Source organism: Gammaproteobacteria bacterium, assembly GCA_013003425.1.
Taxonomy (GTDB): domain Bacteria; phylum Pseudomonadota; class Gammaproteobacteria; order Steroidobacterales; family JABDKV01; genus JABDJB01.
Map to the genome: position 1 here is coordinate 1 of JABDJB010000007.1, position 21,411 is coordinate 21,411.

General features: G+C 59.6%; 21 protein-coding genes. 11 read left to right on the forward strand and 10 right to left on the reverse strand.

Features of this window, described 5'->3' with window-relative positions:
• Window positions 1-147, forward strand: a 147-nt coding sequence (locus tag HKN06_01255) for a hypothetical protein (GenBank protein NNF59936.1), incomplete at its 5' end; no start/stop codon positions are given.
• Here HKN06_01255 and HKN06_01260 read toward each other — a convergent pair.
• On the reverse strand, window positions 144-608 hold the full coding sequence (locus tag HKN06_01260; protein NNF59937.1) for an LEA type 2 family protein: 465 nt from the start codon (window positions 606-608) through the stop codon (window positions 144-146). The two genes, HKN06_01255 and HKN06_01260, sit on opposite strands and share 4 nt — an antisense overlap.
• Before the next feature lie 91 nt (window positions 609-699).
• Between HKN06_01260 and HKN06_01265 the strand changes: the two genes are divergently transcribed.
• From HKN06_01265 to HKN06_01290, 6 genes are all read left to right on the forward strand, one after another.
• On the forward strand, window positions 700-1,506 hold the full coding sequence (locus tag HKN06_01265) for a methyltransferase domain-containing protein (protein ID NNF59938.1): 807 nt from the start codon (window positions 700-702) through the stop codon (window positions 1,504-1,506).
• Window positions 1,507-1,517: 11 nt separating this feature from the next.
• Complete coding sequence (locus HKN06_01270) at window positions 1,518-2,546, forward strand: TGS domain-containing protein (GenBank protein NNF59939.1); 1,029 nt, start codon at window positions 1,518-1,520, stop codon at window positions 2,544-2,546.
• 79 nt (window positions 2,547-2,625) lie between these two features.
• Window positions 2,626-2,982, forward strand: coding sequence for a hypothetical protein (locus HKN06_01275; protein NNF59940.1), 357 nt, complete (start codon window positions 2,626-2,628; stop codon window positions 2,980-2,982).
• Window positions 2,983-3,048: 66 nt separating this feature from the next.
• Window positions 3,049-4,932 carry a gamma-glutamyltransferase family protein gene (locus HKN06_01280; protein NNF59941.1) on the forward strand — a complete coding sequence of 628 codons (1,884 nt, stop codon included), beginning with the start codon at window positions 3,049-3,051 and terminating at the stop codon, window positions 4,930-4,932.
• A 27-nt stretch (window positions 4,933-4,959) separates the two neighbouring features.
• A complete protein-coding gene (locus HKN06_01285; protein ID NNF59942.1) occupies window positions 4,960-5,466 on the forward strand; it encodes a ClbS/DfsB family four-helix bundle protein in 507 nt (168 codons plus the stop codon).
• A gap of 92 nt (window positions 5,467-5,558) precedes the next feature.
• A complete protein-coding gene (locus HKN06_01290; GenBank protein ID NNF59943.1) occupies window positions 5,559-5,999 on the forward strand; it encodes a lactoylglutathione lyase in 441 nt (146 codons plus the stop codon).
• A 22-nt stretch (window positions 6,000-6,021) separates the two neighbouring features.
• On the opposite strand, the gene hutU is transcribed toward HKN06_01290, so the two are convergent.
• The 5 genes from hutU to hutI all read right to left on the reverse strand — a co-directional run bounded on the left by hutU (window position 6,022) and on the right by hutI (window position 12,490).
• A complete protein-coding gene (gene hutU, locus HKN06_01295) occupies window positions 6,022-7,701 on the reverse strand; it encodes a urocanate hydratase (GenBank protein NNF59944.1) in 1,680 nt (559 codons plus the stop codon).
• 140 nt (window positions 7,702-7,841) lie between these two features.
• Window positions 7,842-8,537, reverse strand: coding sequence for a hypothetical protein (locus HKN06_01300; GenBank protein NNF59945.1), 696 nt, complete (start codon window positions 8,535-8,537; stop codon window positions 7,842-7,844).
• A gap of 183 nt (window positions 8,538-8,720) precedes the next feature.
• Window positions 8,721-9,701 (reverse strand): FecR domain-containing protein, encoded by a 981-nt coding sequence (locus HKN06_01305; protein NNF59946.1) that lies wholly within the window; start codon window positions 9,699-9,701, stop codon window positions 8,721-8,723.
• 66 nt (window positions 9,702-9,767) lie between these two features.
• Window positions 9,768-11,294 (reverse strand): histidine ammonia-lyase, encoded by a 1,527-nt coding sequence (gene hutH / locus HKN06_01310; protein NNF59947.1) that lies wholly within the window; start codon window positions 11,292-11,294, stop codon window positions 9,768-9,770.
• Complete coding sequence (gene hutI / locus HKN06_01315; protein NNF59948.1) at window positions 11,291-12,490, reverse strand: imidazolonepropionase; 1,200 nt, start codon at window positions 12,488-12,490, stop codon at window positions 11,291-11,293. Before hutI ends, hutH begins: the two co-directional genes overlap by 4 nt.
• Here hutI and hutF point away from each other — a divergent pair.
• The 4 genes from hutF to HKN06_01335 all read left to right on the forward strand — a co-directional run bounded on the left by hutF (window position 12,481) and on the right by HKN06_01335 (window position 15,947).
• Complete coding sequence (gene hutF / locus HKN06_01320) at window positions 12,481-13,785, forward strand: formimidoylglutamate deiminase (GenBank protein NNF59949.1); 1,305 nt, start codon at window positions 12,481-12,483, stop codon at window positions 13,783-13,785. The two genes, hutI and hutF, sit on opposite strands and share 10 nt — an antisense overlap.
• Window positions 13,782-14,576: an N-formylglutamate deformylase gene (locus tag HKN06_01325; protein ID NNF59950.1), complete on the forward strand. Its 795-nt coding sequence runs from the start codon at window positions 13,782-13,784 to the stop codon at window positions 14,574-14,576. The genes hutF and HKN06_01325 overlap by 4 nt, the downstream gene beginning before the upstream one ends.
• Complete coding sequence (locus HKN06_01330; GenBank protein NNF59951.1) at window positions 14,533-15,309, forward strand: ferredoxin--NADP reductase; 777 nt, start codon at window positions 14,533-14,535, stop codon at window positions 15,307-15,309. Before HKN06_01325 ends, HKN06_01330 begins: the two co-directional genes overlap by 44 nt.
• 122 nt (window positions 15,310-15,431) lie before the next feature.
• On the forward strand, window positions 15,432-15,947 hold the full coding sequence (locus HKN06_01335; protein NNF59952.1) for a hypothetical protein: 516 nt from the start codon (window positions 15,432-15,434) through the stop codon (window positions 15,945-15,947).
• 33 nt (window positions 15,948-15,980) lie between these two features.
• Here HKN06_01335 and HKN06_01340 read toward each other — a convergent pair whose 3' ends face one another.
• From HKN06_01340 to ettA, 4 genes are all read right to left on the reverse strand, one after another.
• Window positions 15,981-16,850: a ribokinase gene (locus HKN06_01340; GenBank protein ID NNF59953.1), complete on the reverse strand. Its 870-nt coding sequence runs from the start codon at window positions 16,848-16,850 to the stop codon at window positions 15,981-15,983.
• 3 nt (window positions 16,851-16,853) lie between these two features.
• Entirely contained in the window at window positions 16,854-17,804 is a 951-nt protein-coding gene (locus HKN06_01345; GenBank protein ID NNF59954.1) for a nucleoside hydrolase, read from the reverse strand.
• An 11-nt stretch (window positions 17,805-17,815) separates the two neighbouring features.
• Window positions 17,816-19,591: a hypothetical protein gene (locus tag HKN06_01350; GenBank protein ID NNF59955.1), complete on the reverse strand. Its 1,776-nt coding sequence runs from the start codon at window positions 19,589-19,591 to the stop codon at window positions 17,816-17,818.
• A gap of 66 nt (window positions 19,592-19,657) precedes the next feature.
• Window positions 19,658-21,328: an energy-dependent translational throttle protein EttA gene (gene ettA / locus HKN06_01355; protein ID NNF59956.1), complete on the reverse strand. Its 1,671-nt coding sequence runs from the start codon at window positions 21,326-21,328 to the stop codon at window positions 19,658-19,660.
• Between the last annotated feature and the right edge of the window lie 83 nt (window positions 21,329-21,411).

Genomic DNA, 21,411 nt, shown 5'->3' on the forward strand with positions numbered 1-21,411 from the left:
TGGCCGGGTTTTCGCAGTCACGTGCTGCACGACCTGGACAGCGGCACGACAGTTGCCGTGCAGGCTAATCGTGACGGGCGCATCGACCTCAGAGGCCTGGCCTGGCGCATCGCTGCGCGGGCCACCGGGCTGACGGCGCCGGACTAGTTTGTCTGTTGGGCGCCTAGTGACAGGCTGCCCGATTCCTTTATCCGGATCGCCCGGCGCAGGGCGCCCACGTCAAGTTTGGCCTTGAATTCATAGTTGATCTCATCGCTCGCGGTTTCGGCCCAGTTGGCGAAGAAACGAATACCCGCCAGCACATTCGCTGAAGCTGTCACCGTAAAATTACCGGCGCCATAAGGTTTGATCACCGGCAGCTCGTTACCGACTCCGCGAATCAGCCGCTGACCGTCCAGGCTGATGGCGAAGGAAATACCGCGCAATTCCAGCGGCGTGGCATTGGGATTGAGCACGCGCAGCCCGATTTCGAAATTGGGAATGCCGTTGGGGACCGCGATCGCCCGAAAGCTGCTTACCGTGACCGACGGCGATTCATAGTCGGGGTCAACGGTGGCGCAGCCGGCCAGCAGCGTCATCAGGGTCAGCAGGATGGGCACTCTATTCATGTCTTCACCATGTCAGGGCAAGCTGGTTTAGCTGAGTAGTCTCGTGGTTGGCTGGTTATAATGCCTGAGGCGAAGCAATGAGGGCAGTTGTATGGCTATTTCGGCTTCCGCACAGGAGATTGCCGGTGCAGCAGCTTATGAAGACCTGCATGTGCCGGCCCTGTTCCGCCAGTGGGCGCCAAGGCTCATCGCCGCCGCGGCTATTACTCCCGGCATGCAGGTGCTGGATGTTGCCTGCGGTACTGGCGTGCTGGCGCGCGAAGTTGCCCGCCAGGTGGGAAACGATGGCCGTGTGGCTGGTCTGGATGCCGGGGCCGGTATGCTGGCGGTTGCCGCACGCATGGCGCCCGAAATCGAGTGGCGCCAGGGCCTGGCCGAATCGCTGCCTTTCGAGACCGGAAGTTTTGATGCCGTTGTCAGCCAGTTCGGCCTGATGTTTTTCAGTGACCGCACGTTGGCGATCCGGGAAATGTTGCGGGTATTGAAACCAGGCGGCCGTCTTGCGATTGCCGTGTGGGAATCGCTGGAAAAGTCCGAGGCCTATCCCGACGCAGTCAACCTGCTGGACCGGGTTGGCGGTGTCGAAGCCGGTGACGCGTTGCGCGCGCCCTTCGTACTGGGTGACACACTGGAACTGGCCGGCCTGTTTGAAGTCGCTGGCGTGCAGGAAGTCGAGATTGCGACCCATCATGGACGCGCCACTTTTCCCAGTGTGCGCGCCATGGTGGAAGCCGACCTGCGTGGCTGGCTGCCTGTGATGGGGGTGCACTTGTCGGAAGACAGGATTGAAAGAATACTCGCCGATGCCGAGCACGTGCTGGCGCAATTTGTTACTGTCGACGGCAGCGTGGAGTTTGATGCACCTGCACACATTGTAACCGGCAGGTGCAGCGGCTGACGCGGCAGCTGATGCCCACCAACGTAACACCGGAATACAAAAAAGCCGAAGAGGCTTATCGCCACGCGCGCGAGCCCGGGGAGCGACTCACTTGCCTGAAGGAGATGTTGCGCACCATCCCGAAGCACAAAGGCACCGAGCACCTGCAGGCCGATATAAAAAGCCGCATCAAGCAACTGACAGAGGAACTGGCGGGGCCTAAAAAGGGCGGCCAGCGTAGCGGGCCGGCCTACGTGGTGCGACCGGAGGGTGCGGCGCAGCTGTGCCTGATCGGGCCGCCCAACAGTGGCAAATCCAGCCTGCACGCAAAGCTGACAGGCTCACACACCGGGATCGGTCCTTATCCGTACACCACGCACGTGCCGGCACCCGGGATGTTGCCGTTCGAGGATATTCACTTCCAGCTTGTCGACCTGCCGCCATTGTCCGAGGACTTTATGGAGTCGTGGTATGTCAATGCATTGCAGCCGGCCGATGGGGCCCTGCTGGTGATCGACGTAGCAGACCCGGAATGCATCGAGCAGGTGCCTTTTATCCTCCGGCGTCTGGCCGAAAAAAAGGTGTTCCTGGTTGCGGGCTGGCCCGGGATTGCCGGCGTCGAGCCGGCGGAACAGGCCGCTGATGAAAACGACGATCCGTTTCGCCTGGAGCTGCCCACGCTGCTGGTCGCCAACAAGTGCGATCTGGATCCGGAGCCGGAAGAAGTTGCGGTTCTGGAAGAATTGCTCGGGCTGAATTTTCCCGCGCTCACGGTGTCAGCCGCGACCGGGCAGGGCCTTGCTGACATTGGCAGCTTCCTGTTTTCTGCGCTCGAAGTGGTTCGCGTATACACAAAAACCCCCGGCAAGCCGTTTGAAAAGGACCAGCCGTTTACCGTGCGCCGCGGTGGTACGGTCAGTGATATTGCGAGACTGGTGCACAAGGAAGTTGCCCGCGATCTGAAGTTTGCTCGCATGTGGGGTGCCGAAGTCTTTGATGGCCAGCAGGTCGGTCCGGATCATCTTGTCGCCGATGGCGACATTGTCGAGTTGCACCTGTGACGGCACCGGATGTCTGTAAATCGGCGAGCGCGATGGCCGGCAAGCTGGCCGCCAGTCGAAACGCCAGCCGGATGCAGGCATGAAAAAACTGGCAGAACAGTTCATACGTGAAGCCATTGCGGGAACATGCGAGGTGCCCGTATACGAGGCTTGGTTCAGCGACAACCTGTCATCTATTTACCCGTTTTCCAATGAAGTGGCGCTGAAAATCGCGCGGCGTTTTCTCGACGGCCGGCTTTCATTTGAGCATGCGGATGCGGTGGCCAATGAGCTTTATGCGCTTTACGTTGCTGCACCGATCGAGCTGCCGCAGCCGGCCGATTCGATTTACCGGGCCTTTGATCGTGGCGAATATGAAATCGGCGGCGAAGACCCGGTCGAAGCGCACACCCGGCCCATGTTGAGCAGTATCCTCACTGAATACGACCATTCCTGACGATAAGCTCCGCCGGGCGCACAGAATTCCGTACAATCCTGTTTCAACACCACAGGGGGTCCGGTGATGATTCGCAGCGCTGTTGTTTTTTTGCTGGCTGTCCTTTTTTCTGCATCGACCGACGCGCAACGCACGGTCAAACCGGTTCTGCACGGCAAGCATTGGGTGGCCATCACCGGCAAACCGCTGGGAGCCACGGCCGGGGCGATGATATTTGCCCGCGGTGGTAACGCGGTCGACGCCACCTGCGCCATGCTGGCCGCTACTTCAACCATGTGGGACACGCTGGGCTGGGGTGGCGAGACTCAGGCGCTGATTTATCACCCGCAGCAAAAGAAGGTTATCGGCATCAATGGCCTTGGCGTGGCGCCAACGGGTGCCACGGCGGAATTCTTTCGTTCGAAAGGTATGCGCTACCCGCCGGAATTCGGCCCGCTGGCCGCCGTAACGCCCGGCACACCGGGAGCCCTGATGACCATGCTGGCGGAGTGGGGCACCTTGTCACTGGCTGACGTCCTGGCGCCGGCGATGGATATGGCCGCCGGCTACCCGGTCGAACAGTCGCAGGCGGACAACATGGAAAGGCGCCGCGAAGTTCTGTCGCAGTGGGAGTACTCGGCAAAAGTTTTCCTGCCGCACCTGGAGGAATGCAAGCGCTCGCGCAAGGCTGACTGCCGTGCGGCGCCGTATCCGGGCGAAGTGCTGCGTCAGGCTGAGCTGCTGGACACGTTAAAAAAACTTGTTGCTGCTGAACAAACCGCCCTGGATAAAGGCGCTGATCGCAAGGCGGCCATCTATGCTGCCTACGAGCGCTTTTACAAAGGCGATATCGCCGCCGAGCTGGTACGCGCGACACAGGCCGCCGGCGGTCTGATTACCATGCAGGATCTTGCCAGCTGGGAAGTGAAGATTGAGCAGCCGGTGATGAGCACCTACAAGGGTATCGAGGTCTACAAGCTCACCCACTGGGTGCAGGGCCCGGTCATGCTGCAGGCGCTGAATATTCTGGAGAGTGCCGATGTTGCCGCGATGGGCTACAACAGCACGCGGTACATACACGCGCTGTACCAGGCGATGAACCTGGCCTTTGCCGATCGTGATTTTTATTACGGCGACCCGTACATGCCGCCGGTGGAACCAATCGCCGGTTTATTATCGAAAAAATACGCGCAGAGCCGTTTTGAGAAGATTGACTGGCGCCGCAATGATGCCGGTGCAAAACCAGGCGACCCCTATAAATTCCAGAAGGGAAAAAACCCGTATCTTGATTTGCTGAAGGACTGGACCAATGTGCCGCCTGCGGCCGATGCGGAAGGCGAAGCGGGCTGGCAGCAGACCAACCTGCTGACGCCAGACGAGGCCTTCATGGCCGGCACCACATCGATACAGGCTGCCGATGCAGAGGGCTGGATCGTATCGGTGACGCCATCCGGTGGCTGGATCCCGGCATTCATTGCCGGCAAAACAGGTATCGGCCTGTCGCAGCGTATGCAGAGTTTTGTGCTGGATCCGGCGATGAACCCCTACAACGTGCTCACGCCCGGGCAGCGCCCGCGTGCCACGCTGACGCCTGGTATGGCCATCCGCGATGGTAAGCCCTACCTCTCATTTGCAGTGCAGGGCGGTGATAGTCAGGACCAGAACCTGCTGCAGTTTTTTCTCAATGTCGTCGAGTTCGGTATGAACGTGCAGGAGGCAGTGGAGGCCGCCAATATCAACAGCTACCAGATGCAGTCGAGTTTCGGCGCCCATACTGCTGAGCCCGGCCGCTTGCGGGTGCGGGACGACTTACCTGAGTTCACGCAGCAACAGCTGAAGAAGATGGGTTACAAGGTCGAGACGCGCCAGCGCACATCCGGGCCGATTACCGCCATCTACTTCGACCACGACAATGGCACGCTGTGGGGTGGCGCCAGCGACTTCGGTGAAGATTACGGGCTGGCATGGTAGTAAGAGCTGCAGTGCTGCCAGAATGCGATGCCGATTCCAAAGTCTCGTAAAGATCTGGTCGACTACCTGCAGTCGACTTACGAAAAGCTTCATGCGGAGCTGGAAGCAACAGGGTCGCGGGCGGGCAGCCTGCATTGCGTTGATGACTGGTCGATAAAGGACCTGTTGGCGGTGCGCGTCTGGTGGACTGAACACGTCATTGACTGGGTTGAAGCCGGCCAACGGGGCGAACGACCGGTCACGCCGGCCGACGGTTATCGCTGGAAGGAAACCCCGCGTCTCAATGCCGATATCGTGAAAAAATGCCGGCGTGAATCCTACAAGTCGTTACGCCAGCGACTGGAGCAGGGTTATCGCCGGGCATTACAGGTTATCGACGGCCTGGATGAAGGCGAGCTGCTCGATGTCGGAGTATTCGAATGGGCAGGCGGCTACCCGGTTTCGCGCTGGATCTCGATCAATACGGCGCGGCAGTATACGACTGCGCGAACGTTTATCAGGCGGGCTCAGCGCAAACGCGCTAACAGGAAATAACCAGGCATGCCGCAGCTGATGCCGACTGCGGTCGTTGCTGCAAGGTTGTGGCCGTTTGCTCATAATAAAGGTTAACCAAACAGGGGGTCGTGATGAGATATCTGCACACAATGGTTCGGGTGTCGGATCTGGACGAGTCACTCAGGTTCTATCGTGACAGTCTCGGACTGGTCGAAGTACGGCGTAATGATTACGAGCAGGGGCGCTTTACGCTGGTATTTCTTGCAGCACCCGGCGACGTGGATCGCGCGGGTGAAGAAAGCGCACCAATGGTGGAACTCACCTACAACTGGGATCCTGATAACTACGGCGGCGGACGCAACTTCGGGCACCTGGCGTACCGGGTCGGGAACATCTACGAGACATGCCAGAAACTGATGGATGCCGGCGTCACCATCAACCGGCCGCCACGCGACGGGCGCATGGCTTTTGTCCGCTCGCCCGACAATATTTCCATCGAGTTACTGCAAGAGGGTGAAGCGCTGCCCCTGACCGAGCCGTGGAAGTCTATGGGCAATTCCGGCGAATGGTAGAAGGGGCGACCAGGCCGGCCTGTTATGTCCTGACCATCGGCAAATCGAGGCCACGTTCGCGTGCGACCTCGATGGCGCGGTCGTAGCCGGCATCAGCGTGGCGCATTACCCCGGTGCCCGGGTCGTTGACCAGCACTCGCTGCAGCGCTTTTTCGGCGCGTTCGGAGCCGTCGGCGACGATTACCACGCCGGCATGCAGCGAATAGCCCATACCGACACCGCCACCGTGATGAAAACTCACCCATGACGCGCCGCTGGCGGTGTTGAGCATGGCGTTGAGCAGCGGCCAGTCGGCCACAGCGTCACTGCCGTCCTGCATCCCTTCAGTTTCCCGATTAGGTGATGCGACCGAGCCCGAATCGAGGTGATCCCGGCCAATTACGATCGGTGCTTTCAGTTCCCCGCTGCGTACCATTTCATTGAATGCAAGCCCCAGCAGGTGGCGTTCCTTGTAGCCGAGCCAGCAGATACGGCACGGCAGGCCCTGGAACTGGATACGCGCTGCGGCATGGTCCAGCCAGCGATGCAGGCTTTCCTTGTCCGGAAACAGTTCGCGGGCCTTTTTGTCGGTGTGGTGTATGTCTTCCGGGTCGCCCGATAGCGCCGCCCAGCGAAATGGCCCGATGCCTTCGCAAAACAGCGGACGGATGTACAGCGGTACAAAGCCCTGAAAGTCGAAAGCGTTTTCCACGCCCGCGTCCTGCGCCATGGCACGTATGTTGTTGCCGTAATCAAATGTCGGAATTCCGCGCTCATGAAAGCCGAGCATTGCGCGCACCTGCAGCGCCATGGATTGCTTTGACAATTTCACGTATTCGGCCGGGTCCGATTCGCGCAATTGTGCGGCACGCAGCAGTGAATATCCGGACGGAATGTAGCCATTCAACGGGTCGTGTGCCGAGGTCTGGTCAGTGACCATGTCCGGCTGCCTGTCACCGGCGAGTATCTGTGGAAATACTTCAGCGGCATTGCCGAGCAGGCCGACACTGACTGCCTCGCCCCTGGCATGCGCGGCATCGATCAGGCGCAGCGCCTCGCTGAGGCTGTCGGCTTTGTGATCAAGGTAGCCGGTCTGCAGGCGCTTTTCGATGCGCTCGGGATCAATTTCCACGCCAAGACAACTCATCCCGGCAAATACCGATGCCAGCGGCTGCGCACCGCCCATGCCGCCCAGACCACCGGTCAACAGCCAGCGCCCCTTGCCACTGCCGTCATAGTGTTGGCGCAGCGCCTCGGCAAAAGTCTCATAAGTACCCTGCACGATGCCCTGCGAACCTATGTAGATCCACGAGCCGGCCGTCATCTGGCCGAACATCATCAGGCCTTTTTTATCCAGCTCGAAAAAGTGCTCCCAGTTGGCCCAGTTGCCGACCAGGTTGGAGTTGGCGATCAGCACCCGTGGCGCCATCTCGTGAGTCTTGAAAACACCGACAGGTTTGCCGGACTGTACGAGCAGTGTTTCGTCGTTCTCCAGCCGCCTGAGCGTGGCTACGATGGCGTCAAACGATTCCCAGTCACGCGCAGCGCGGCCGATGCCGCCATAAACAATCAGCTCTTTGGGATTTTCGGCAACGTCCGGGTCGAGGTTGTTGTGCAGCATGCGCAAGGCAGCTTCCTGTACCCAGCCTTTACACTGCATTTGTGCGCCGGTTGGTGCGTGCAGTTCTACGTCGCGGAATCGACTGCCCACGATGACCTCCATTGTTGCTGGCGAAAGCTTACCAGCGCATGAATTTCGTCGCGAGACTCCGTGCTGCAGGAGCGGCTTCAGCCGCGAACCGGATGGCCTTAACCTGCAGGAGCGGCTTCAGCCGCGAACCGGGAGGTTCTGCATCCGTGGTATCAGGCCCGATGGGCGTCTTCGTCGTCGACCTGAAGGCGATGGGTGCGTTCGGCGAGCGCTCTGCGCAGGCGGCCACGCCGGACATAGATCTGGTAGAGCAGATCTTTCATCATTTCCAGCAGCACGCCGGCTGATTCGTCTTCAAGCTGCGGGATATTGGAGCGACCGTCGGTATCGCTGTCGAATACCACTTTGCGCAGCATAGACAGCGTGTCGTCATCGAGGCCGGCGAGGCGTGCGGCGTCGTTGAACTCATCAAAGGCCGTCAGCTTGCCGCTTTCGCCGAGGTCATCAAAAACAGCCTGGGCGGTGCGCCGGCACATCGAAGCGAATGCATCGAGACAGCCTGACGCATAGCAGGTGAGTGCTTCATTGAATAACGACTGGACAGCCCTGTTATTGCCGTTCAGCTCAAAGCGTTCATTCGGGCGTTCGACTTCTTCATACAAGCTGTCCAGCTCGGCATGGTCGGTTGCATACTGGACAACGCCGAAACGCAGGAATACCGGATCGTTACACGAGTCGCAGCGAAACACGATGCCGGTATGATCAGGTTTAAACCGCGCAAGGTATTCGTAGCGCGGTACCGATACCGCACTAAGGTGTGAATGCACGTTGCAGTGCGGGCAGTCGAGCGCTACCTCGAGGTTGAGAATATGCTCAAGACGACCCCCCAGTCTTACGAATACGGACACTTGTTCTTTTCCTTATCCGGGGATAACTACGATTCTATGCAATTGAATTCCCTCGTCAATGTGGAGTTGCCATATGTCGCGCCACGGTGCGACATAAGACCACACTACGGGCAGAATTGCAGTGGATATTGGCTTGGGAATCGACTCCCACGCGAGAGAGCGGTTGCCGCTGGTGTCGGCAGATTAGTCCTTGAACAGGATCGAGCGCAGCCACTGGAAAAAATTCAGTGGTCTGGTGTCTTCTTCCAGTGCGGCCAGTTCATCGGGGCTGAAGATCAGCAGGGCCGCTTCGGGCGCCGGTTCCGGCGCTTCATCGGCACTTGTTGTGCGCATGAACTCGCCGCGTGGTATGCCTACCGTTCCGGTGTCATTGCTGAGAGTGATTTCGCCGTCGAGCACGCCGGAATAATTACCCGCCTCAAACACGCCCGCTTCCGGCAGCGAGCACTCGTTGGGCTCACACACGCGCACGCCAAAATCGGTGCCACGTACGCCGATGGTTGCCACCACCGTGTTAATACGAAATGAGGCCGGGTTGCGTCGTGCAATCAGACCGGTGATGGCCCGGAAACCGCCTTTCAGCAGCGTGATGATGCTGCGGCTGGCGCTCGGAGTGAACTCATTGAAACCGTAATCTTCAATAACCACGCGCGAATTTGGCCGCAGATGCAGCTGCGCGCCGTCACTCATCTGCAGCCGCGCCTCGCTGTCGTCACGGGTCATGATGGTGTCACCGCGAAACACGTCGCCCTGCAGCGCCAGCTGGCGCTCCTCATTGTTAAGATCCAGTGCCAGCGGAATGCCGCTGAGCGCAGTCACCGTGCCCACGGTGGTCAGCTCCAGCCGTGGCGGCTCCGGTGCCGGTTCCGGTTCGGGGGTGTCGTCCGGGATTACGTATTCGGGTAGTTCCAGCCAGGCACCGACGCGCAACTGTGATTTGTCCTCGTTGCTGAATGCGTGCGGGTTGGCAATGAATATCTCGTTTTCGATCAGTGACCAGCGTGCCGGCTGGTTCGGGTAATGCATCCGCACCAGGCCAAACAGCGTATCGCCGGACTCGACCTGTATGGATTGCCCGTCTTCGGCAGCACCCACACCCACGGTGGCGCCTGCCAGGAGCAGTACGACAATTGCGGGTAGCAGCTTACGAGTGATTTCACGCACGGCCGCGCACGATATCACGTCCGGTATCAGTGCCGCAGTTCAGCGAGGCAAACTTTTGCAAGGTGTTTACTTTTCGACAACATCCGTCAGCTTGCGCCGGGGGAGGAAGTGCTCAAGTGCTCCCTTTTTTATGGCGCTGGAAATGCTGGCGATTTCCTTGTCGTGTCGATGGTCTTTCGGGTCGTAGGCGACGCGCTGGCGTACCCAGGCGTGCAGCGGTTCGAGTTGTGGCGTCGTTTTCAGCGGCCGTTGTGCGTCGATGGCATGCGCCGCTGCAATCAGCTCAATGGCCAGTACGTAGCCGACGTTGTCACAGACGCGGTTGAGTTTGATTCCGGCCCAGGCAGCCATGCTGACGTGGTCTTCCTGCCCGGCGGAGGTGGGCAGGCTGTCGACCGAGGCCGGATGCGCCAGTGTCTTGTTTTCCGACACCAGTGCCGTAGCGGTGACATGCGCGACCATGTAGCCCGATTCCAGGCCGGGCTCCGAGGTGAGGAACATGCTCAGATTCGGGTTGATCTTGCGGTCCATCAGGTCGATACGCCGCTCGGCAATACTCGCCAGCTCGGCGACTGCAATTGTCATGTAGTCGCATACAAAGCCCAGCGGCTCGGCATGAAAGTTTCCGCCCGACAGCACATCGTTACCAAATATCAACGGATTGTCGGTGACACCATTTATTTGTCGTGCCAGAACGTCGGCCACATGATCCAGCGCGTCCCACACAGCCCCGAGCACCTGTGGCATGCAGCGCAGCGAATAGGGATCCTGCACCCGGTCACAATCGACATGCGAGTTGTTGATATCGCTGCCGGTCAGCAAGTTTCGAAACTGCTCGGCGACTTTCTGCTGTCCCTGCAGGTTACTCGCTTTGTGTATGCGCTGATCAAAGGGCGTAAAACTTCCGGCCAGCGCTTCGACAGACAGCGCGCCGATTACAATGGCAGCGTTGAGCAGGCGTTCGGCGCGTATCAGGCCCTCGACAGCCAGTGCGGTGCTGATCTGTGTGCCATTTATCATGGCAAGCCCTTCCTTGGCCTGCAGCACCACGGGTTTCACACCCGCAGCCTCGAGCACGTCGCTGCCCGACAGCTCGCGATCGCCCTGTCGGGCTTCACCTTCACCAATGAGTGCCAATGCCATGTGCGCCAGCGGTGCAAGGTCGCCTGAAGCTGCGACCGACCCGCGCGACGGGATCAGCGGGGTTATATCGTGATCCACCATTGCCAGCAGAGTTTCCGCCAGCAGCGGCCGGGCGCCGGAAAGCGCTGCCGCCAGGCTGTTTGCCTTGAGCAGCATTGCACGGCGAACCACCGCGGACGGTAATGGCTGGCCGACGCCGCACGCATGACTTCGAACCAGGTTGTACTGCAGCGTTTCGACCGCATCACGATCGATGCGGCGGTTGGCAAAAGCGCCAAACCCGGTGTTGACTCCGTAAACTACCTGTCCTTCGTCGACAATTTTCCGCAATGACGTTACGGCTGCGTTCATCGACTGCACCGCCGACGCGCTGAGTGAGGGTTTGCAGTCTTCGAGGTGCAGCAGATCCTTGAGACGCAGGCTACTGCCGTCCAGTTCCAGTTTGCTCATACCGGTTGCCCGTTGATATAGACCGCTTCCGGAGTGATTCCGCCCAGTCGGTAGAGCAGGAATTCCGGGGCCGGAATATCCCATAGCGAAAAGTCAGCCAGCTTGCCAACTTCAAGTGTGCCGATATTGTCTTGTTTGCCAAGCGCCCTGGCGGCATTTTGGGTGACACCCAGCAGCGCTTCATCAGCAGTAAGGCCAAACATGATGGTCGCCATGTGCATCGCGGTCAGCAGGCTGGCGATGGGAGACGTGCCAGGGTTCAGGTCACTGGCAACGGCTATCGGCACCTTGTGCCGGTGCAGCGAAGCCAGTGGCGGGCGATGGATCTCGCGCAGGAAATAATAGGCCCCGGGCAGCAGCACCGCGACGGCGCCGTGAATGCCCATCGCCTGTATGTCATCGTCTTCGGCGCACTCGAGATGATCGCAGGACAGCGCGCCAAGCGCGGCCGCGAGGGCCGTGCCGCCGGAATTGGACAACTGCTCGGTGTGTGCGCGCCGCTGCAGGCCGAGTGCTGCGGCGCGCTCGAGTATGGTCCGGGCCGCGTCCTGGTCGAATGCTATTGACTCGATATATATGTCGCAGGTGTCGCTGAGTTTTTGCTCGGCTACGGCCGGCAGCATCTCCTGGCATATTTCTGCGACGTATTTTTCCTTGCCCGATTCTGCCGGGATAGCGTGCGCACCGAGGAAAGTCGGCACGATGCGCTGCTCCGTATTACGCGCAACGCTGCCAATCGCGCGTAACATCTTCAGTTCGTCACTGGTGGTAAGTCCGTAACCGCTTTTTATTTCAATTGTGGTCACGCCTTCGCGCGCCAGTGCCGCAACCCGTGGCAACGTCTGTTCGACCAGCTGGTCTTCGCTGGCGGCGCGCACTGCACGTACCGTGGAGGAGATGCCGCCACCTTCGCGGGCGATCTGTGCGTAGGTGGCACCCTCAAGCCGGCGTTTGTGTTCGGCCATCCGGTCACCGGCATAAAGCGCATGGGTGTGACAATCGATTAGCCCTGGTAGTACGACACGGCCACCTGCATCAATGGTGCTGGTTGCCTCGCCGCTGGCCGGCAGGGCGCTGATACGACCGCCGCTAACCGCAAAAGAGGTGGCGGCGGCTGGCCGGACATCACCTGCCATCGGGTACAATCTTGCGTTCTTAACAATCAGGTCATGCACATCAATACTCGATGAAGACATTGCGGTTTCAAAACGCGCTCCTGCCGGACGGTATCCGGCCCGTGCAGTTACAGGTCGATGATACGGGGCTGATCACCGCCGTGGAAGATGCGGCAGACGGCCCATGGGATGGCTGGCTGGCTTTGCCCGGCATGGTCAATGCGCACAGCCACTGTTTCCAGCGTGTGATGACGGGTTTTGTCGAGGCTGCCGGAGGCGATCGCAGCTTCTGGGGCTGGCGCGAACTGATGTACCGCATTGCGCAGAACACCACGCCGCGCGATCAATATGTCATTGCACGGCGCGCTTTTCGTGAAATGCTGGCTGCCGGATACACGACAGCCGCAGAATTTCATTACCTGCACCACAATGTGGATGGCAGTGCCGGCACAGAGATGGCGCAGGCTGTGATTGACGCAGCAGCAGACACCGGAATCCGCCTGCGGCTGTTGCCGGTGCTGTACCAGCGCGGCGGTTTTGGTCATCCCGCTACGGATATGCAGCGACGGTTTGTGCACAAGACAGTGGACGACTACCTGCAGCTGGTTGCCCGGCTTGGTGACGCGGTGGCCGGCATCGCACCACACTCGGTGCGGGCCGTTGATCCGGCGGTATTGCCTGAGGTCGTTGCCGGCGCCCGCGAAATCGTCGGTGATGACATGGTGATCCATATGCATGTCGCCGAGCAGATGGCTGAGGTGGAAGCAACCGGACAGGCCACCGGGTTTACACCGGTTGCATTGATTGCCGAACACTGCGCGCTTAATCCGTTGTGGTCTTTTGTACATGCCACTCACGTCAACGAGCACGACATGCGGCTGATGCTGGACAATGGCGTCAACGTCGTGCTGTGCCCGCTGACCGAAGCCAACCTGGGCGACGGCGTGTTCCCGGTGAAAGAATTTATCCACGCTGGCGGCCGCATCGCCATTGGTTCTGACTGCAATGCACGTATCGACGTTGTCGAAGAGCTGCGGCTGATGGAGTATGCGCAGCGGCTGGTGCGGCAGCGTCGTGCGGTGCTGGCCGACCAGGACGGATTGGGTGCGAGGCTTTGGGCCCATACGGCCCGCGCTGGCGCAGGCGTGCTGGCTCTGAACGCCGGGCGCATCGAGGTCGGTTGTTCTGCTGACCTGGCGGTACTCAGTGAGCGTCCGCCGCTGAGCGGATTGGCGCCGATGCGCGCGATGGACGCGCTGGTTACAGGTGGCGATGCCGCTAACATCGCGGAGGTCTATGTTGGCGGCCGTCTCTGTGCCCCCGACGCTGAGCCGGATGCGCAGTTTGTAGCGGTCATGCAACGGCTGTGTGCATGAGCGCTTTTGTCGAGTTGCCGGCACGCGGCGACCCTGTTCCGATCGTTGTCAGCATCCCGCATACCGGCGTCGAGGTGCCGGAAGAAATTGCCGCGCGTCTTGCTGACGAGTCGAAGCGCAATCTGCCGATGACCGACTGGCATTTGCACCGTCTGTATGACTTCCTGCCGGAGATGGGTATTAACGTGCTGCACGCCCGTTACACGCGTCTGGCCGTTGACCTGAACCGCTCACCGGACGGGGCCCCGCTGTACCCGGGACGCTTTGAAACCGGCCTGGTTGCCTGTGAAACCTTTGACGGCGAACAGATTTTCAGGGAACCTCCGGACCCGCAGACTATCGAAGCGTTGCGACACCGCTATCATCAGCCGTATCACGAGCGCCTTGCCGGACTACTGCAGGGTGTAATCGACAGGTTTGGCCATGTGGTACTGGTCGATGCGCACAGCGTGGCATCGCGGGCCAACCGGGTGCATGGCGCGCTGCAGCGGGATATCTACCTGGGTGATCGCGACGGGACCAGTTGTGCCGGCTGGCTCACCGCCACGCTACGCGATGACTTTGCTGCGTCCGGTATGCAGGTACAGGTAAACGACCCTTACAAGGGCGGCTACACGACGCATCATTACGGCCAGGCGCCGGAAGTGGATGCGGTGCAAATTGAGATGTGTCAGCGGTTGTACATGAATGAAGACAACCCTGACCTGGTAACAGAGGAAAACTGGGAATTGACCAAAACAATACTGATTGATGTTTTTGCTGCGCTGGCTGGGCGACTGGAGCGCAACTGACATGGCCTTCAAGACCTTTCCGTTGACTGTGGTGGGCGTGGAATTGATCACGCCGACTATTCTGGCACTCAGGTTTGAGCGTGAAGATGGCGAGCCCTTCGAATACACCGCCGGGCAATTCATCAACATCCACTTTGAGGTGGATGAACAGCCGGTGCATCGTAGTTATTCAATTGCATCACCGCCGGGTTCCGGCGAGATCGAGGTTGCCATATCGCCGGTGAAGGGCGGCCGCGCAACGGAGCTGTTATTCAACCTCAAGGTTGGAGACACCATCAACGCCAGCGGACCCTATGGACGGTTCGTGCTGCGCGACGACGAACCGTGCCGCTACATTCTTGCCGCCACCGGTACCGGCGTAACGCCGTACCGTGCCATGCTGCCGGCGCTAAAAGAGTTACTGGGCAAGGGATTTACCATCGATATTCTGCTGGGTATCTGGCGGCGCGAAGAAGCGCTGTACGCTCAGGACTTTATCGATTTCTGTAATGACAACAACGGTGCCGTATTCCACGCTTGTTACAGTCGCGAAATGCCGGAGGAGCCGGCAGTGCACGAGAGCGAGGGGTACGTACAGATTCACATTGCGGCACTCGATCCGCGTCCCGAAACTGACATCGTGTACCTTTGTGGTAATCCGGACATGATCGACGAAGCAATGGAGATGCTCAAAGCGCGCGAGTTCCCGACCCGACAGCTGCGCCGCGAGAAATACCTGCCCGCAAAAGCCTGATTGTTTGAGTAATCCCCGGCTACCATTGGTAATAGTCAATGGTCGTATTCGCCAGGAGAAAAACCATGCGCTCCATTTCTGTGTCAGTGCTGGCTGTATTGGTCACAGCCTGCAGTAGCACGATGACTGAACCCGCGACAGAGGCCGCAGCGATGGCACCAGGCTACTTTGGCAGCGACGCAGGCTGCATGGAGGGCCCGCTGGTGCAGTTTGGTCAGTACATTGGCCAGTGGAAAATCGAGGATTCATCGCTGGCGCGTGACGGCTCGGGCTGGACAAATGGCCAGGGTGCGCAATGGGATTTCGTCTGTGTTGGTGGCGGTACCGCGGTCCAGGATTTCTGGATGCCAAACGAAGGACCGGTCGGTACTAATCTGCGCACCTATAATCCTGAAACAGAATCGTGGGATATCGTCTGGACAATCAAGGGTCTCGTCGGCCAGGCGCACATCAATGCAAAACAGCAGGCCAACGGCAACCTGTTGATGACCTATGTGTCACCGGCCCAAAACCCACCGCGCCGAATTACATTCTTTCCGGCAACCGAAGATAGCTGGAACTGGATGATGGAGTTCTCCTTCGATGGCGGCGAGAGCTATATCGAGGTCTATCGGATCAAAGCGACACGGATTCGCTAGTTGAGTCCTGCGCGCAATCTGCGCTCGCGAACATTACTGTGCCGCAAGCTGCTGGCGATAGGTTTCCAGTTCCTCACGCCGGGGCAGGGCGGTTTGTGCGCCGGCCCGGGTCGTTGCCAGCGTGGCGGCAGCGCAGGCGAATTCGAGTGCTTCGCCCGGGGCCATCTCCTCCAGCAGTGCCAGCGTCAGCGCAGCGGTAAAGGTGTCACCGGCACCGGTAGTATCAACGACCTCGGCCCGGGGCGCCGCCGCCTCCGCAATAACCTCGCCATTTTTTTTCAGCACTGCGCCGCGTTCGCCATAGGTAATTGCGACCAGGTTCTTGCAGGCGTTGATCCCGGAGCCAAAAAACAGGCTTTCGGTCTCGTTCATGACGATCAGGTCGGCGCGCTGCAGGATCTCGTCCGGTACCTCCGTTGCCGGTGCCAGGTTGATACAAAATAGTCCTTCAAAGCGTGCTGCCGCTGCCGCAACTGTCGCCATGGGTACTTCCAGCTGGCAGATCAGGGCATCGGCGCCGGACAGCTCGAGATGATAGGGCGTGAGACGCCGGTTGGCGCCCGGCGCCACGACGATCTGGTTTTCACCATCCGGCGCAACCGCGATCAGGGCCACGCCCGTTGTTTTGGATTTGTCCGTAACGCAGCGCGTCAGGTCGACGCCCTCGTTTCGTAGCAACGCCAGTGCTTCGTCAGCTGTCGCATCACCGCCGGTGCAGGCGCACAGGAACACGCGGGCTCCAAGGCGATGCGCTGCCAACGCCTGGTTGGCACCCTTACCGCCCGGGTACCGGGCCAGCGTTGCGTTGGTTACCGTTTCGCCCGGCACCGGCAGGCGGGGTGCGTGCGCAACCAGGTCAAGGTTGACTGAGCCGACGACTACGATTGCGGGTTTGTCACTCATTACTCAGTTCTTGCTGTAGCGCGAGAGACGATCGGCCAGGAGGTCATAAAACGCATCGGCATCGGCATGATGTATCCACGTGGCATTTATTGGTCGATCCGTCACGCGCCAGAAATCTACTGCGGTGTGCCCCATAGTCAGTGGTGATTCAGTTTCAACCGAGATATTGCACTCCTTGCCTGAGAAGATAGCAGGGCGCAGCAGAAATGCCATGGTGCAGGGGTCGTGTAATGGTGCGCCGTCGGCACCATACTTTTTGCTGTCGTGACGACTGAAAAACTCCAGCATGTCACAGGTGGCATCGGCAACCGGGTTATCCAGGGCGCGAAGTGTGGCGATACGTGATCTGGACGCCAGCACCTGGTGCGTCACGTCCAGGCCCATGGTCACAATCGGCCTGCCGCATTCGAACACAATTTTTGCCGCATGCGGATCCACCAGCATGTTGAACTCGGCCGATGGAGACGTGTTGCCGCCCTGGCCCATCGCGCCGCCCATCATGACGATACGTTTGATTTTTTGCAGTATTTCCGGCTCGCGCGTAATGGCAACGGCAACGTTTGTGAGTGGTCCGGTCGGTACAAGGGTGATGGAGTCATCGACTGCGTTGGTCAGAGTTTCGATGATGAAGTCGACCGCGTGTTGTTCCTGTAGCGGCGTACGTGGAGTGCTGATCTCGACGCCGTCGATGCCGGTCGAGCCATGCACGTTTTCGGCGGTGATCAGTTCGCGCACTACAGGCTGGTCGCAGCCGGCATAAACGGGCATGTCGGTGAAGCCGGCCAGGTCACACATCAGCCGTGCGTTGCGTGTCGTCAGGTCCAGCGGCACGTTACCGGCGACCGTCGTTATTCCGAGTACATCGATTTCATCCGGCGAAGACAGCGCGAGCAGCAGATTTATTGCGTCGTCCTGCCCGGGATCGCAGTCGATTATTGTCGCGTGATGTGCCATCTGTCCTGAGTTTAGCGAAAGCCCATTTTCTTCAGGAAAGCGTCATACCGCGGATCGCTGTGCAGTGGATCGAAGGTGGTGTGGGCCTGGATGTATACGAGTCCCGGGTCGCGGATTGCGTAGCCACGGTCGAGCCAGGCAAAGGCATTGTCGAGATCGCCCCACGCGGTGTATATCGCAGCGGCCTGGTAGGCGACATCATCACCATATTCTGCGGTCAGTTCGTGGAGATATTCTTGTGCGGCAGTTGTATTCCCGAGGTCGTACTGAAGAATTGCCTGCATCGTTAATTTCAGAAAATCGAACGTCTCGGTATCGGCAGCATCCAGGCCTTGCGCGTACTCACCCCGTTCGCGGTGGACAATGGCAAGTAACAGGCCCAGCGAGCCACGCTGCGGGTGTACCTGATGCAGTTTTCGCGTGGCTGCCAGCGCTTCGTCGAGTTGGCCATTGGCTACTAATCCCCAGGCGACATCGACCTGCAGGCTCACGTTAAGCGGGTCCACCGATAGCGCCTTAGTGTTTTGTTGCAGCCAGCCCGCGCGGTCTCCCCGAATGGCCATCAGACTGGCCATTTCGCTGCGTAATTCCGGGTCGCCCGGGCGCAACGACAGCGCGCGCCGCAGCGACGCTTCGGTACCAGCCCAGTCCCAATCATGCGAAGTCTGGATATGTGCCAGTGCCAGGAGTGCCTCGGGCAGCTGTGGGTCGAGCTGCAGGGCCTGTTGCGCTGCGTGGCGTGCTCTCTCGTAGCCGGCGGCAAAGGTCTCATCAAATCCAAAGCCGGTCTTGTAGGCGATAGCTTGTGACAGCCCAGCCCAGGCGAGTGCCATCTCAGGATCGATACTGATCGCACGCTCGTATTCGACGATTGCCTTATCCCAATCTTGGACGGACTTCCGGGACATGAATGACTGGCCCAGCAGATAGGCGTTGTAGGCTTCGAAGTTTCCGGAGTAGCCGGTGTTGGGCGTTCCTTCGCCCAGGATGTTCTTGCGCAGTGCTTTAACGACTGCGGTGGCAATTTCATCCTGTATTGCAAAAATATCCGTCAACTCGCGGTCAAATGTTTCCGACCACAGGTGAAAGCCGTCTTTGGTCGCGACCAGCTGTGTGGTGATACGAATACGCTCGCCGGCCTTTTGCACGCTGCCCTCGAGGATATTGCCGACATTGAGTTGCTCGCCAATGCTGCGCAAGTCCTCGTTTTTCCCTTTAAAGGCAAAAGACGAAGTGCGCCCGGCGACCTTGATCTCGCGAACCTGCGCCAGCGCATTGAGCAGGTTTTCCGTCAATCCGTCGGTAAAGTACTCCTGGTCGCCAGCCGGACTCATATCGACAAAAGGCAGCACCGCGACAGAGTTTTCGTCAACCACCGCCGCCTGCGTCGCCGAGTCGGTTGCCGTCTGTTCCGCCGACGATGTTGTCGGTGCCGCTGCATCACCGGTAAAGCGGTCGAATGCAAACAGGCCCAGTGCAATCACCAGCAAGGCAATCACCGCAATATCCAGTTTCTTTGCCGTGTGTGCGGTGACCGAATCTTCAGGTGTCACCCGCGACTCGCGCATCAGGCCATCGGGCGTAAGTTCATAAACCCAGGAAAACAGCAGCGCGGGGATGAACAGGATCGCCAGCACCGCGATGGTCATTTTGATAACCCAGTCGGGTGCGCCGAAAGCATCGGCTGCGAGTTCGATCAGCTGTACCAGTACCCACGAGCTCACCGCGTAGGCAATGGCCACCCGGAACACGTTGCGCCGTTTTAATTCAGTTAGAAATGTCGCCATGGCGCCAGTTGCTGCAGCTCATAATTCAGCGTAGCAGTGCGCCTGTCGGGGCGCCAGCAGAAAACATCAGGCAAGGCGTTTGTAGCGGATGCGGTGTGGCTGGTCGGCGTCGTGGCCCAGGCGCTTTTTCCGGTCTGCTTCGTAATCGGCGTAGTTGCCTTCGAACCAGGTCACGTGGCTGTCGCCCTCAAACGCCAGAATGTGTGTTGCGATACGATCGAGAAACCAGCGGTCATGCGAAATCACCACGGCGCAGCCGGGAAAGGCCAGCAGTGCTTCTTCCAGTGCACGCAAAGTCTCTACGTCCAGATCGTTGGTCGGTTCGTCGAGCAGCAAGACGTTGCCACCGGAACGCAGCAGTTTCGCCAGGTGCACCCGGTTGCGTTCGCCGCCCGACAGCTCGCCGATGTGCTGCTGCTGGTTGTTGCCGCGAAAATTGAACCGGCCGACATAAGCTCGCGATGGCGTCTCGTAACTGCCGACCTTGATAATGTCCTGCCCATCCGAAATTTCTTCCCAGACAGTCTTGCTGTCGTCGAGTGCATCGCGGCTCTGGTCGACGCAGGCCAGCTCGACGCTGTCGCCGAGACGCAGCATGCCGGCATCCGGCTCCTCGCTGCCGGTGATCATGCGAAACAGCGTTGTCTTGCCGGCGCCGTTGGGCCCGATGATGCCTGCGATGCCGCCGCGCGGCAGGCTGAAAGTCAGTCCGTCAATCAGCAGCTGGTCACCGAAACCCTTGCACAGGTCTTCGGCCTCGACGACCAGGTCGCCCAGGCGCGGGCCGGGCGGAATATAGATCTCGCGGGTTTCGTTACGCTGCTGGAAGTCTTTCGATGCCAGCTCATCAAAACGGTTGAGTCGCGCCTGTGACTTGGCATGGCGGCCCTTTGGGTTGGCACGTACCCACTCCAGCTCAGCCTGCATTGCCTTGCGCCGGGCTGCCTCCTGTTTTTGCTCGGTTGCAAGACGGGCTTCTTTTTGTTCCAGCCAGGAAGAGTAGTTGCCTTCCCACGGAATGCCATGACCGCGATCCAGCTCGAGAATCCAGCCGGCAACATTGTCGAGAAAATAGCGATCATGAGTAACCGCCACCACGGTGCCGGGGTACTCGTCGAGGAACCGCTCCAGCCAGGCAACCGATTCGGCATCGAGATGATTGGTCGGTTCGTCGAGCAACAGCATGTCCGGCTCTGACAGCAGCAGCCGGCACAGCGCAACCCGCCGTCGTTCGCCGCCTGACAGTTTTGCGACGTCGGCCTCCCATGGCGGCAGGCGCAATGCAGCGGCGGCAATTTCCAGTTTGCGCTCGAGTTCCCAGCCGTTGCAGGCCTCGATGGCATCCTGCAGCCGTGCCTGTTCTTCGAGCAACTTGTTCATTGCGTCGTCGTCCATCGGTTCGCCGAGCTTCATACTCAGCTCATCGAATCCGGTCAGCAGGGCGCGGATCTCGGCTACGCCGTCCTCGACGTTGCCACGCACATCGCGGGTATCGTCGAGCTGCGGTTCCTGCGCCAGGTAGCCGACACGCAGACCCGGTTGCGGCCGTGCCTCACCTTCGATATCGGCGTCGACCCCGGCCATAATGCGCAGCAGGGTCGATTTGCCCGACCCGTTCAGACCCAGCACGCCGATCTTGGCGCCCGGGAAAAAGCTCAGGCTGATGTCTTTGAGAATATGCCTGCCGGGCGGCACAACCTTGCCTACCCGGTTCATCGTGTACACGTACTGCGCCATCGAACCCCCCTCAAGTGGCGCCAGATTATGCCGCAAAATGCTGCCGGGGTGGCGGGCGCTGCGGTAAACTCGGGCGTTTACTA

Excerpts from the sequence above, each read along its gene's own strand:
- HKN06_01260 (NNF59937.1), bottom strand. The coding sequence starts at position 608 with ATGAATAGAGTGCCCATCCTGCTGACCCTGATGACGCTGCTGGCCGGC.
- HKN06_01265 (NNF59938.1), top strand. The coding sequence starts at position 700 with ATGGCTATTTCGGCTTCCGCACAGGAGATTGCCGGTGCAGCAGCTTAT.
- HKN06_01270 (NNF59939.1), top strand. The coding sequence starts at position 1,518 with ATGCCCACCAACGTAACACCGGAATACAAAAAAGCCGAAGAGGCTTAT.
- HKN06_01275 (NNF59940.1), top strand. The coding sequence starts at position 2,626 with ATGAAAAAACTGGCAGAACAGTTCATACGTGAAGCCATTGCGGGAACA.
- HKN06_01280 (NNF59941.1), top strand. The coding sequence starts at position 3,049 with ATGATTCGCAGCGCTGTTGTTTTTTTGCTGGCTGTCCTTTTTTCTGCA.
- HKN06_01285 (NNF59942.1), top strand. The coding sequence starts at position 4,960 with ATGCCGATTCCAAAGTCTCGTAAAGATCTGGTCGACTACCTGCAGTCG.
- HKN06_01290 (NNF59943.1), top strand. The coding sequence starts at position 5,559 with ATGAGATATCTGCACACAATGGTTCGGGTGTCGGATCTGGACGAGTCA.
- hutU (NNF59944.1), bottom strand. The coding sequence starts at position 7,701 with ATGGAGGTCATCGTGGGCAGTCGATTCCGCGACGTAGAACTGCACGCA.
- hutH (NNF59947.1), bottom strand. The coding sequence starts at position 11,294 with ATGAGCAAACTGGAACTGGACGGCAGTAGCCTGCGTCTCAAGGATCTG.
- hutF (NNF59949.1), top strand. The coding sequence starts at position 12,481 with ATGAAGACATTGCGGTTTCAAAACGCGCTCCTGCCGGACGGTATCCGG.
- hutI (NNF59948.1), bottom strand. The coding sequence starts at position 12,490 with ATGTCTTCATCGAGTATTGATGTGCATGACCTGATTGTTAAGAACGCA.
- HKN06_01325 (NNF59950.1), top strand. The coding sequence starts at position 13,782 with ATGAGCGCTTTTGTCGAGTTGCCGGCACGCGGCGACCCTGTTCCGATC.
- HKN06_01335 (NNF59952.1), top strand. The coding sequence starts at position 15,432 with ATGACTGAACCCGCGACAGAGGCCGCAGCGATGGCACCAGGCTACTTT.
- HKN06_01340 (NNF59953.1), bottom strand. The coding sequence starts at position 16,850 with ATGAGTGACAAACCCGCAATCGTAGTCGTCGGCTCAGTCAACCTTGAC.
- HKN06_01345 (NNF59954.1), bottom strand. The coding sequence starts at position 17,804 with ATGGCACATCACGCGACAATAATCGACTGCGATCCCGGGCAGGACGAC.
- HKN06_01350 (NNF59955.1), bottom strand. The coding sequence starts at position 19,591 with ATGGCGACATTTCTAACTGAATTAAAACGGCGCAACGTGTTCCGGGTG.
- ettA (NNF59956.1), bottom strand. The coding sequence starts at position 21,328 with ATGGCGCAGTACGTGTACACGATGAACCGGGTAGGCAAGGTTGTGCCG.